The 12,164-nt window shown below is 33.0% G+C and carries 10 protein-coding genes and 1 tRNA gene; 9 read left to right on the top strand and 2 right to left on the bottom strand.

The window, feature by feature from the left end; all coding sequences use genetic code 11:
* The first annotated feature begins 21 nt into the window (after nucleotides 1-21).
* From ACOSP6_RS10215 to ACOSP6_RS10190, 6 genes are all read left to right on the top strand, one after another.
* Complete coding sequence (locus tag ACOSP6_RS10215; protein WP_422092784.1) at nucleotides 22-528, top strand: nuclear transport factor 2 family protein; 507 nt, start codon at nucleotides 22-24, stop codon at nucleotides 526-528.
* 130 nt (nucleotides 529-658) lie between these two features.
* The gene (locus ACOSP6_RS10210) at nucleotides 659-1,720 is read left to right on the top strand and encodes a bestrophin family protein (RefSeq protein ID WP_422092785.1); all 1,062 of its coding nucleotides are present in this window, start codon (nucleotides 659-661) and stop codon (nucleotides 1,718-1,720) included.
* Nucleotides 1,721-1,750: 30 nt separating this feature from the next.
* Nucleotides 1,751-2,422, top strand: coding sequence for a M15 family metallopeptidase (locus tag ACOSP6_RS10205; protein WP_422092786.1), 672 nt, complete (start codon nucleotides 1,751-1,753; stop codon nucleotides 2,420-2,422).
* A gap of 62 nt (nucleotides 2,423-2,484) precedes the next feature.
* The gene (locus tag ACOSP6_RS10200; RefSeq protein WP_422092787.1) at nucleotides 2,485-3,156 is read left to right on the top strand and encodes a hypothetical protein; all 672 of its coding nucleotides are present in this window, start codon (nucleotides 2,485-2,487) and stop codon (nucleotides 3,154-3,156) included.
* A 115-nt stretch (nucleotides 3,157-3,271) separates the two neighbouring features.
* Entirely contained in the window at nucleotides 3,272-4,261 is a 990-nt protein-coding gene (gene pdhA, locus ACOSP6_RS10195; RefSeq protein WP_422092788.1) for a pyruvate dehydrogenase (acetyl-transferring) E1 component subunit alpha, read from the top strand.
* 23 nt (nucleotides 4,262-4,284) lie between these two features.
* Nucleotides 4,285-5,928 carry a pyruvate dehydrogenase complex dihydrolipoamide acetyltransferase gene (locus ACOSP6_RS10190; protein WP_422092789.1) on the top strand — a complete coding sequence of 548 codons (1,644 nt, stop codon included), beginning with the start codon at nucleotides 4,285-4,287 and terminating at the stop codon, nucleotides 5,926-5,928.
* A gap of 296 nt (nucleotides 5,929-6,224) precedes the next feature.
* Here ACOSP6_RS10190 and ACOSP6_RS10185 read toward each other — a convergent pair whose 3' ends face one another.
* Nucleotides 6,225-9,029, bottom strand: coding sequence for a S8 family serine peptidase (locus tag ACOSP6_RS10185; protein WP_422092790.1), 2,805 nt, complete (start codon nucleotides 9,027-9,029; stop codon nucleotides 6,225-6,227).
* Between the two features lie 110 nt (nucleotides 9,030-9,139).
* Between ACOSP6_RS10185 and ACOSP6_RS10180 the strand changes: the two genes are divergently transcribed.
* Complete coding sequence (locus tag ACOSP6_RS10180; protein ID WP_422092791.1) at nucleotides 9,140-9,970, top strand: M57 family metalloprotease; 831 nt, start codon at nucleotides 9,140-9,142, stop codon at nucleotides 9,968-9,970.
* 72 nt (nucleotides 9,971-10,042) lie between these two features.
* Here the strand turns inward: ACOSP6_RS10180 and aroC are convergent, their stop codons facing one another.
* Nucleotides 10,043-11,104: a chorismate synthase gene (gene aroC / locus ACOSP6_RS10175; protein WP_422092792.1), complete on the bottom strand. Its 1,062-nt coding sequence runs from the start codon at nucleotides 11,102-11,104 to the stop codon at nucleotides 10,043-10,045.
* 286 nt (nucleotides 11,105-11,390) lie between these two features.
* Here aroC and ACOSP6_RS10170 point away from each other — a divergent pair.
* Both ACOSP6_RS10170 and ACOSP6_RS10165 read left to right on the top strand, forming a co-directional pair.
* Nucleotides 11,391-11,475 (top strand) — tRNA-Ser (locus ACOSP6_RS10170).
* A gap of 112 nt (nucleotides 11,476-11,587) precedes the next feature.
* Complete coding sequence (locus ACOSP6_RS10165) at nucleotides 11,588-12,094, top strand: hypothetical protein (RefSeq protein WP_422092793.1); 507 nt, start codon at nucleotides 11,588-11,590, stop codon at nucleotides 12,092-12,094.
* Nucleotides 12,095-12,164 lie beyond the last annotated feature (70 nt).

Here is a 12,164-nt window from a genome sequence, read left to right as displayed (position 1 = left end):
TGAAAAACACATTGAAAAACTATGAAACAACTAACCGACTTCTTTTTTGACGGAAACCTATTCTGGAAAATTATCATATTCCTATGGTCTTTACTTACGTCTCTATTTACTCAGGCACAGGTAAACGAAATAGAACCTTACAAACCGAAAGACCTAAAACTTCACGAAGAAATTATTAAAATGGATCAGCTTTTTTTTGACGCCTATAATAATTGCGACATGAAGACTCAAGAAGAACTATTGAGTGAAGACATTGAATTTTATCATGATAACGGTGGAGTATCAACCTCAAAAAAAGAGATTCTTGCTTCGCTTAAAAAAAATATCTGTAACAAAGTAACTCGAACCTTAATTAAAGGAAGCACAGAAGTCCATAGCATTCCTGGTTATGGTGTGGTACAAATGGGATATCACAAATTCTTTAATAAATTAGAACCTAACCAGAAATCAATTCCGAGTAGATTTATAACTTTGTGGAAGAAAGAAAAAAATAAGTGGGTAATTACGAGAGTAATTAGCCTACATTAAAAAATTAGTTTACTAGTTAGCTAACTTCTAAACTAATACTTGGTTTACTTAGCCAAAGCTCAATGAGCTTTGGCTTTTTCTTTTCATTCGTTTTTGTTTAAATTACCGTACTAAAGAATTCTGTTTCAACATGTATACAAAAAAGGTTTTTAAGGCAAAAGATATGGCAAAGTGGACTCGCTTCGAGACACTTTTTTTCTTTATTTTCATTGTTATTATTGTAAGTATATATTACTTTTTCAACATTCAATGGTTCAAAATCCCATGGACTCCACTTGCTTTAATTGGTACTGCTGTTGCATTTGTTACTGGTTTTCAAAATAATTCGGCATATGGACGTATTTGGGAAGCAAGAAAAATTTGGGGAGGTATCGTTAATACATCAAGAACCTTTGGAATGTTTGTTCAAGATATGATCGGAAATGAACATTCTAGAAACAAATACTCTGATGAGGAATTGAACAACGACATAAAGGTTCTTACTTACAGACATATCGCTTGGATGACCGCTTTGAGACATTCTATGAGAACCAAAAAAAGTTGGGAAACTGTAATTGAAGAGAAATCAAATAAAGAATGGACTCGCATAGTAGCTCCTCCAGAATGGAGTATTTCTTTGGAAGATGATTTAAAGCCTTATTTAAATAAAGAAGATTTGGCATACACTTTAACCAAAAACAATAAACAAACTGCACTTCTCTATTTGCAATCGCATCACTTAAAACAATTAAAAAACCAAGGAAAAATATGGGAATTCTCCTTTCTAGAATTGGAAAATGTTTTAGAAGAGCTATTCACATTGCAAGGCAAATCAGAAAGAATTAAAAACTTTCCATATCCGAGACATTTTGCTTCTCTAAACCACTATTTTATGTGGTTATTCGTATTACTCTTACCAATAGCTTTAGTTCCTCAATTTTCAGAAATAGGAAATGAAATTAGTAAAACTCTTCCTCTAATAGGTAAATTATTTATCTGGTTATCTATACCTTTTTATATAATTGTTGCATGGATTTTCCATACGATGGAAAGAATTGGTAGAACAGGAGAAAACCCGTTTGAAGGTTCAGCAAATGATGTTCCTATTTCAACAATTGCCAGAGGAATTGAAATTGACCTTAGACAAAACTTAGGAGAAAATGATGATGATATTCCGAATCAATTCCCACAGGTTTACGATACTCAAATGTAACTTTCAATCCATTTCTTTATTTTTACCTTCATGAAGAAATATATTTTTTTGATTATCGCATTTAATTGGGTCTTTTTTGGTAATTCACAAGAACTACCAAAAGGCTTTTCTTATGTTAAAGATTTTGCTCCAACAATTCAAATGGAATTAAGGTATTGTTCTCACAATAATTTCATGGGAGTTCCTGTTGATGGGTATGAAGAACCTGTTTTAATTACATCTACGAAAACAGCTAAAGCCTTAGCTAAAGTTCAACAGGAATTACTCAAAAAAGGATTAAGTTTAAAAATATTCGATGCTTATCGTCCTCAAACGGCGGTTAATCATTTTGTGCGATGGGCTCGTCTACCCAATGACACATTAACTAAAAATCAATATTATCCATATTTAAATAAAAGGAATCTCTTTAAACTCGGATATATCGCAACAAAATCAGGTCATTCTCGAGGAAGTTCTGTTGATTTAACAATTGTTCACATAGCTACAGATACTGAACTTGATATGGGAAGTCCTTACGACTTTTTTGGTAAAGTCTCTCATGTGAATTATGACAACCTCACCAAAATTCAAAAAGCAAATAGATATTTATTACGTAAAGTAATGCTGTCAAATGGATTTAGACCTTATAAAAATGAATGGTGGCATTTTACATTAAACAATGAACCTTTTCCAAAAACCTATTTTGACTTTCCTATTAAGTAAGAATTAACATTTTAAATCGACTTAAAAAGTCAAACGGCACTATATTTGTTCATAATTGTTATATGATGCAATATTTTTTGAAACCTTTATCGATTATTTTTCTTCTATCATGTTTTGTTGGTTTTGGACAGATTGACAACTCCAAAGGAGGTTCTGTAAAAGGAAAGACAATAGGAACTTTTGAAGCTCCTGCTAAAGAAATAAAAAAACCAAAATCTTTAAACTTTGGAGATGATAATGGATTTAAAAATGCCAATAAAAAACTAGAAAAGAAGAAGCAACAACAAAAAGCAGAAGAAGATTTAAAGAATAAAGGAATTCTAACAAAAGCCAGAGTAGCAGAAGAACGTTATTTAAAAAACTTCCAAAAAATCAATGGTATGTATAACTATCCAGTTATAGATCAAGACTTAGGAAGTATTAGTACAGACTCAAAAAGCGTTAACATTATTTGTAGAGACTTTCAATATCCAGATGGAGATCGAGTAACCATATACGTTAACGACATTCCTGTTGTTACCAATCTTACTTTAAAACAACGCTACCAATCGTTTAATATTCCACTAGAAGAAGGAGTTAATCGAATTAAGATTGTAGCACTAAACCAAGGAACTTCAGGTCCAAATACTGCAGCTTTTAAAGTTTATAATGATGCAGGAATGCTACTCTCCTCTAATGAATGGAATCTAGCTACAGGAGCTAAAGCCACACTTATTGTCGCTAAGAATAAATAACCCTACGCAATCGTTTGAGATAAATCATAGTTAATGCGTTTTTTATTCTGTAAAAAACCGTTATTTTTGTTCTTGCATTTTTAGTAAGCATAAAAAAAACAAACAACAATTCAGAATGAAAAAAGTCACTAAAGAAACTTATATCAACTGGTATAGAGATATGCTTTTTTGGAGAAAGTTTGAGGACAAACTTGCCGCAGTTTATATACAACAAAAAGTAAGAGGTTTCTTACACTTATACAACGGTCAAGAAGCAGTATTAGCAGGTGCTTTACACGCAATGGATCTTACAAAAGACAAGATGATTACTGCTTATCGTAATCACGTACAACCTATCGGAATGGGTGTAGATCCAAAAAGAGTTATGGCAGAATTGTATGGAAAAGCTACAGGAACTTCACAAGGTCTTGGAGGTTCTATGCACATCTTCTCAAAAGAGTTTCGTTTTTACGGAGGTCACGGAATTGTAGGTGGTCAAATTCCATTAGGAGCAGGAATTGCTTTTGGTGACAAATACCACAATAGTGATGCAGTTACTTTATGTTACTTTGGTGATGGTGCTGCTCGTCAAGGTTCTTTACATGAAACTTTTAACATGGCAATGAACTGGAAATTACCTGTTATTTTTATTTGTGAAAATAACGGTTATGCAATGGGAACATCTGTTGAAAGAACTGCGAACCACGAAGATATCTGGAAATTAGGACTAGGGTATGAAATGCCATGTGGACCTGTAGATGGAATGAATCCTGTAAAAGTTGCAGAAGCTGTTGATGAAGCTATTCAAAGAGCAAGAAAAGGTGACGGACCAACATTCTTAGAAATGAAAACGTACCGATACAGAGGACACTCAATGTCTGATGCCCAACACTATCGTACCAAAGACGAAGTTGAAGAATACAAGAAAATAGACCCAATCACTCAAGTATTAGACATCATTAAGGATAAAAAATATGCTAGTGATGATGAGATTGAGGCTATTAATAAAGAGGTAAAAGACATGGTGAAGGAATGTGAAAAATTCGCAGAAGACTCTCCATTCCCAGACTTAAATATTCTGCACGATGTTGTTTACGAACAAGAAGATTATCCTTTTATCAAATAAATAACCACGAAAACTAAGTAAAAATGGCAACAGTAATTAATATGCCTCGCTTAAGCGACACGATGGAAGAAGGAGTAGTAGCTTCTTGGTTGAAAAAAGTTGGAGATAAAGTTGAAGAAGGAGATATTTTAGCGGAAATTGAAACTGATAAAGCTACCATGGAATTTGAATCTTTCCATGAAGGTACTTTATTACATATTGGAGTTAACGAAGGAGAAGGAGCTCCAGTAGATACTTTATTAGCTATTATTGGTGAAGAAGGAGAGGACTTTTCTGCACTTTTAAATCAAAGTGCTTCTGACGCACCAAAAAAGGAAGAACCTAAAGAAGAATCAAAAAAAGAAGAAAACACTTCAAGTAACACTTCTGTTTCTATTCCAGATGGAGTTCAAGTTGTAACTATGCCTAGACTTAGTGATACTATGGCTGAAGGTACAGTAGCTTCTTGGTTGAAAAATGTTGGAGATAAAGTTGAAGAAGGAGATATTTTAGCGGAAATTGAAACTGATAAAGCTACAATGGAGTTCGAATCTTTTTATGAAGGAACCCTATTATATATCGGAATCAACGAAGGAGAAAGTGCTCCGGTTGATAGCTTATTAGCTGTTATTGGTAAAGAAGGTACTGATGTAAGCGCTGTTATTGAAGCTCATAAAAATGGCGGAGTAGCTACTGCTACACCCAGTGAAGAGAAAGCAACAGAATCAAAGCCTGCTGAAAAAGCTGCTGCTGCTGCTCAAGAAACTGTAGGTAACACAACTATTTCTAACTCTGGAGGAAGAATTTTTGCTTCGCCTTTAGCTAAGAAAATTGCTAAAGACAAAGGAATTAATTTGGCTGACGTTAAAGGTTCTGGTGAAAATGGAAGAATTGTAAAGAAGGATGTAGAAAATTACACTCCAGCTGCGAAAGTTGAAACTCCAGCTCCTGTTTCTCAAAGTGGAAGTGCACCTGCTGCTGTAATGAACTTTGCTATTGCGGGAGAAGAGAAAACCGAAGAAGTTAAAAATTCTCAAATGCGTAAAGCAATCGCAAGAAGTTTAGGTAACTCTAAATTCTCTGCACCTCACTTCTACTTAAATATTGAAGTAGATATGGATAATGCAATTGCTTCTCGTAAAACTATTAATGCTATTCCTGATGTAAAAGTTTCTTTTAACGATATGGTTGTGAAAGCTTGTGCAATGGCATTAAGAAAACATCCACAAGTAAATACTTCTTGGACAGATAATACTACTAAATACCACAGTCATATTCATGTTGGTGTTGCTGTAGCTGTTGATGAAGGATTAGTTGTTCCTGTAGTTAAGCATACTGATGCTATGACATTAACTCAAATTGGAGCATCCGTTAAGGATTTAGCTGGTAAAGCAAGAAGTAAGAAAATTAAACCAGACGAAATGCAAGGAAGTACTTTTACAGTTTCTAACCTTGGAATGTTTGGAATTGAAAGTTTTACTTCAATTATAAACCAACCAAATTCAGCAATTTTATCTGTTGGAGCTATTGTTCAAAAACCTGTAGTTAAAGACGGACAAATTGTTGTTGGAAACACAATGATGTTAACATTAGCTTGTGACCACAGAACTGTTGATGGTGCTGTTGGTGCTCAATTCTTACAAACATTAAAAACGTTTATCGAAAATCCAGTTACTATGTTAGTGTAACTTGATTCAATAATATTTATAAAAGAACTCGGAGCTTTCACTCCGAGTTCTTTTATTATACATCTCCTAACAACTCCTATTAGTTACAAATAGAATTGGTTATTGATTATTCTATTATTAGTTTAACCTACGAAAAACCTAATTTTATCATTTAAAAAATATCCTAGCAATAGATTACAAACTCTATATCCGTTTAGTGCATCTTAAATAGGTTTAAGCACTGATAATTTTGTAAAAGAAAAGATTATTAAAAGAAATTCATTACTGATACAAAGACTTATTCTAAGTTGCATTATTTAATCTCCAACTACAATAATTTTCTTAGCAGCCAAGAATTTACCATTATTGGAAATTTGAACAAAGTACAAACCTGAATTCAAATTTGGAATTGGTAATGTTTGTCTCACCTTATTTATAACGTTAGAATACATAACCCTTCCTGCAGTATCAATTATTTGCAGACTTAAGTCGTTACCTCTTGAAAAAACAAATAATCCTTCTGAGGCTTTTACTGGATTCGGATAAATTGTCAATGAATTTTCAAAGGGAAAATCAATTTCAACCTCATCCGTTAGTATTTCAGTACCGTCGTTTAAAATAATTCTGGCTCGATAAACCAACTCTCCTCCAGGAACATCATTATCACTTACAGAGAGTTCCTCAACGTTAGGTAAGTTAATCTCGTCAATAACCGATGCTTCACCATTAGAAATTCTCTCAAATAATACTTTGCTAACATTTGATAGCGTACTTAAATTTAAACTAGCATCGACTACATCATTATCATTCAAAAAAGCAAAGAAGTTTCTATAATAACAATTTACTCCTTGAAGAGTGTAATCAATCGTTTGACCTTGTTTTCCTTTTAACGAATTAAAAACTGGTGCAACTGAAACGAATGGTTCCTCTAAACTAACTTTTGGAATTTCAATATTTAATTGGGTTTGACTTTCGTATGGTATCAAATACTTCTCTCCCAAAATAGAAACTTCGTATGCCGTTGCATTCGGTATTTCACTCCATGAAAATTGAACGCTATCATCGCAATTAAAATCAACTTTCGGAACTATTACAGGAGAAACACTAAAAGTATCTGAAACGTAATATATTCCATTAACTGAAGCTCTTAACTGAGCTTTCCCACTTACATTAGGCACGTTCCATTCAAATAAATTTGAAGATAAATTAGTAGCATCAATTACTGGAAACCAATCACTACTATTAACCGAATACTCTAAAGATGCAACTGGAGAATCAAAACTGTTCTTCCATCTAACGAATTCAGGCCGTTCCGAGACAAATGCGTCATTTTTTGTTGGATAAGTCCATTTAAACTCATCTTTTTTATTGAAATAATAGGCAACTGCGAAACTTTGATTTGCTCCAATAATAGAGGTTCCTTTTACCCGAATGGTATAACTTCCTAGCTCCGGATTTTCAAGTGTTATCAATTCGATATTATTTAGATGGTCTTCATTCCGAGTGGCAAGGCTTTCTAAGGATTCTATTGATGGATTTGCATCCAAAACCCAAGGTAACCAAGTACCAGAATTCCCGGCCAATTCTAAATCTATATCATTAACCAATGCTACGGCGTCATCTGCATTCGCAGGTAAATCACTCCAAACTAAAGCAATTTTCAATTCTTTGGTCGGAGAAGTAACATTAATTGTAAATTCTTTAACCTGCGCATCAGAGACCTCATCAACTATGTATTGATCATTCTTTAAAATTTCAGCACTTTTCTCCGCATTAACATTTCCATACCCACTCTGGAAGTCAATTCCCTTGACTCCAACATCATCCGCTCCTGCAATTAAAACAGATTTTACCAAGGATGCTTTTGGATATTCTCCGGTTTCAGTTTTATACTGTTGCTGTAATAACCCACAAATACCAGATACGATTGCCGCTGCATCTGATGTCCCTTCTGGACCATGAGCAACCAATTCTGGTTTTATTCTCCCATCATAAGCTGGACCTTTTGAGCTTCTTGAATTAACTTGTAAACCTTTATCCAATCCTCCAACAACTAATACGTTTTTAGCCATTTTAAAATTTCCCGTCAAATTTGCGTACCCTTCCAATCCTTGATAAGTTCCATCTATTGATGTCAATTCACCATCGTTTCCCGAAGAAAAAACATGTAATAAATTAGGATTATTAACTACACTTTCATCATACGATTTTGCTTGTGTTCCGTAAAAACTCTCTATATCGGTTCCATAAGAATGATTTTGAACGAAAATGGAATTCGAACTATAAAAAGAATCTTCATCAGGAAGTAATGATGAAAAATCAGATGACGATAAAATACAAGCATACGCTACTCCTCTTGAACTTGATGAAGTATTTCCTGCTCCACCTATTATTGAAGCCATCGTCGTTGCATGACTTGTAATATCTTGTGATTCGTTTCCATAAGTTGCAACTCTGTTTCTAAAATCGATATCATCAGTATCGAAACCTAATTCTTTGACAGAGATATTAATATTTTCACCTGTTAAATCAGTAAAATTTGTTCTTAAAAAAGGAATTGAATTAACACTCAGATCTAATTTATTAAATGGAATTGCTTCAGGCTTAGGAGATGTAACTTTATCTATAAAAACGCAGGTATATAATTCACTAATTCTTTGAATGTTACGAGAATTTACTTCGATATTAACAACATCATTATAATGTTTTAGAAGCTTGAAGCTAACTCCAAGAGTTTGGAGTTCTGATAAGAAAAGATTCCAGTCAGTAGTTTGAATACTGAGTGAAACTTTCTTTTTTATTTTATGGTCTATAATTTTATTTACACTATTTGATAACTTCCATCTATCATTAATCACATAAATTCCTTCCTTAAAAGAAGACACATTTTGACCGTTTTCAAACTTAATTATGACATAACCATCAGACAATCTTTTAATTATACCTATTTTTTTCGTCGCTTTGACTAAGTTTTTTTTATGTATCAAATAATACCTTTTATCCGAAAATTTGGTATTTACTTTTTTAGGTGAAAATTTTACCATACTATCAGGATATTCAACTTGAGCAGAAACTTTATAAAGAAGAGAAACACCTAAAAAAAACAAAAAAACAATCCTCATTTACACATATATTTTCAATACAAAGAAACTTATTTTTTTTAACATTCTTTGTATAATAATCAACAAAAAAGGTATATTTGTATCAAAATCAAACAAAAAGCCCTTATACAATGAAAAAAACAAAATTATTTTTGAGTTTATTTGCATTTGCAACAATTTTATTTGTAGGATGTAATTCTGATGAAAATCAAGAGGAAGTTAAGGAAGATGTATCTCCAGAAGTTGCAGCTAAGTTACAAGCAGCTTACTTTGACACTTCTTCAGCTAAAGTAACAACCTTTATGGGAGAAGAAGGAGTAGCTGTTGAAGACATGTTCTTTACATTTGCACAAATAGACGAATTAGGTGAAGGATCAAACATTCCTAACACAGAGCACTACAGAACAAATAATCTGGTAACTAAGTTACCAAGAACAATTACCGTTAGTGTTTCTCCTGATTTAGGAACTTTAGGATCAAATGCAATTGATGTTGCTATTAACATGTACAATAACTTAGGTTCTCAATTAACATTTCAAAGAGTTAATTTCGGTTTAAAAGGTAAAAACAAAGCTGACATTGAAGTTACTGAATTTTATGAATTAGAAAGTGGAGGATTCATTACTTTAGGAAGAGCAGCTGGTTTTCCTACAAGAAAAGGAGATCCTGCTAAAGGTTTTGGAATAAACAGTAGATGGTTTGAGTTATCGATAGCTCCAACTGTAAACGAATTAGCTGGAACTATGGCTCATGAAATTGGTCACTGTATCGGTTTCCGTCATACAGATTACCAAACTCGTGAAAGCTGTGGACAAAATGTAAACGAAGGAAGTGCTGGTGTAGGTGCTATTTACATTCCTGGAACTCCAACTGGTTCTGATCCAAACTCAATTATGCAATCTTGTGGACCAGCAATTACGTTCAATAACAACGATAAAAATGCAATGTTAACACTTTACTAAGAGTCACATTTGTTAAACTATAAAACCCAGATACTTAATAGCATCTGGGTTTCTTTTTTATATGATTTTTCCTTAAGCTTTCCTAGTTCTATTCATCAACCAAAAATCTGCCAAAACCAAAGCCGTTAACGCCTCAACAATAGGCACTGCTCTTGGAACCACACAAGGATCATGACGACCTTTACCTGTAATTTCAGTAGCTTCACCTTCTGAATTAATAGTATCTTGGTTTCGCATAATAGTAGCGACTGGTTTAAAAGCCACTCTGAAATAAATATCCATTCCATTAGAAATTCCTCCTTGTATTCCTCCGGACAAATTTGATTGTGTAGTACCATCTGGATTAAAGATATCATTATGCTCAGAACCTTTCATTTTTGCTCCACAAAACCCACTTCCAAACTCAAAACCTTTTACTGCATTTATTGAAAGCATTGCTTTTCCTAATTCAGCATGAAGTTTATTAAAAATCGGTTCTCCCAAACCAACAGGAACATTTTTTGCAACACAAGTGATAGTTCCTCCTATTGTATCTCCAGCTTTTCGAATTTCCTGAATTTTGGCAATCATTTTTTCTGCTGACTCTTCATCGGGGCAACGAACTATATTACTTTCTGTTTTCTTAAAATCTAAATCTTGATAAGGTTTATTCATATAAATATCACCTACAGAAGACGTAAATGCATTGATATGAATATGACTTAATAATTGCTTTGCCAATGCTCCTGCAACTACCCAGTTTGCTGTTTCACGTGCAGAAGTTCTTCCTCCTCCCCTATAATCGCGAATTCCATACTTCTTATCATAAGTATAATCAGCATGAGAAGGACGATAAACATTTGTATTATGATTATAATCTTTACTTTTTTGATTAGTGTTTTTAATTACAAAACCAATTGGCATGCCTGTGGATTTCCCTTCAAAAATTCCAGATAAAAACTCTACAGTATCTGGTTCTTTACGTTGAGTTACAATTTTAGATTGCCCTGGTTTACGACGATCTAATTCTTTCTGAACAGCATCAAAGTCGATTTCAACACCTGCAGGAAAACCATCAATTACACCACCAATTGCAATTCCGTGAGATTCTCCGAATGAAGTTAGTTTTAAAATATTTCCGAAAGAATTAAACATAAATTTGGTTTAAAATTTAAAAAAACGAAGTTAAGTAATTACAATAAAAACAAAACTCTTTTAACCACATAAAATACGATAGTCAAATACAAAAAGTACTCTATAAACTGTACTTTAACATAGCTACAATATTAAAAAACAACTGACACCAAAATCCTCATTGTTTTGATTATAAACTAATTATAAACTCAACTAAAAAAACATTGTAAAAAAGTACAGAATTCTTTTCTTTAATTCAAAAAGGTTCTTATATTTGCATCCGCAAACGAGAAATCGTGAGTCGACCGGTGAAATGGCAGAGTGGTCGAATGCGGTGGTCTTGAAAACCATTGACTGTAACAGGTCCGGGGGTTCGAATCCCTCTTTCACCGCAAAAGCTTCAAGGAAACTTGAAGCTTTTTTGTTTTCAATAAAAAATAAAATCAGCTGGTTTATTTTTTCTTTATCCTATCTAAATTAGATTTAAACTTCAAAATAACTCCATTGAGAAAGATTATAATATTTACTATATTAGGCTTTATCTCCTCCTGTAAATTTGCTACTGAGGAGCATAAATCAATAAAAAGTGAATCAATAAATAAAACTACTCTTTCTAAAAAGGCTAAAGTAGATTCAACTACTTACGAAAAGAAATCCATAAATCAATTGCAGTTTTCAAATGGACCGAGTCGTGAAAAGTTCGAATTGTATGAAAAAACCATAATTATCGTTCAATTGGATTCATTAGAAATGAAGCAACTAAAAACAATATATGGAGAAGGCAACTTTTATACTTCTACAGATGATCTGCTCTGGTATAATTCTATGTTATTAGAAAAAACAGATTCGCTAGGTATTTCTGTTAAAGAAACTGATAAGGATACAATTCAAGTGTATTATAAATCATTTACTGAAACAATAGTAAAAGATTCTACCTTTACTGTTTACACCTATTTTTATTTTGATAATAAAGAACTTAAAAGGAAAACATTATTTGAGTTGATTGAATAAAACCATAACCGATTAAAAGAATTCGCTTTTTACTAGGTAAAACTTTTCAAAAAGTCACTTTGCTTAAAAA

It is taken from the genome of Tenacibaculum sp. MEBiC06402 (genome assembly GCF_049239625.1).
GTDB lineage: Bacteria > Bacteroidota > Bacteroidia > Flavobacteriales > Flavobacteriaceae > Polaribacter.
Note: the sequence above shows the minus strand (reverse complement) of the source record. Positions and strands in the feature narration are given on the sequence as shown.

Coding starts and splice junctions, on each gene's coding strand:
- ACOSP6_RS10190 (WP_422092789.1), top strand. CDS start 4,285: ATGGCAACAGTAATTAATATGCCTCGCTTAAGCGACACGATGGAAGAA.
- ACOSP6_RS10200 (WP_422092787.1), top strand. CDS start 2,485: ATGATGCAATATTTTTTGAAACCTTTATCGATTATTTTTCTTCTATCA.
- aroC (WP_422092792.1), bottom strand. CDS start 11,104: ATGTTTAATTCTTTCGGAAATATTTTAAAACTAACTTCATTCGGAGAA.
- ACOSP6_RS10205 (WP_422092786.1), top strand. CDS start 1,751: ATGAAGAAATATATTTTTTTGATTATCGCATTTAATTGGGTCTTTTTT.
- ACOSP6_RS10210 (WP_422092785.1), top strand. CDS start 659: ATGTATACAAAAAAGGTTTTTAAGGCAAAAGATATGGCAAAGTGGACT.
- ACOSP6_RS10185 (WP_422092790.1), bottom strand. CDS start 9,029: ATGAGGATTGTTTTTTTGTTTTTTTTAGGTGTTTCTCTTCTTTATAAA.
- ACOSP6_RS10180 (WP_422092791.1), top strand. CDS start 9,140: ATGAAAAAAACAAAATTATTTTTGAGTTTATTTGCATTTGCAACAATT.
- ACOSP6_RS10215 (WP_422092784.1), top strand. CDS start 22: ATGAAACAACTAACCGACTTCTTTTTTGACGGAAACCTATTCTGGAAA.
- pdhA (WP_422092788.1), top strand. CDS start 3,272: ATGAAAAAAGTCACTAAAGAAACTTATATCAACTGGTATAGAGATATG.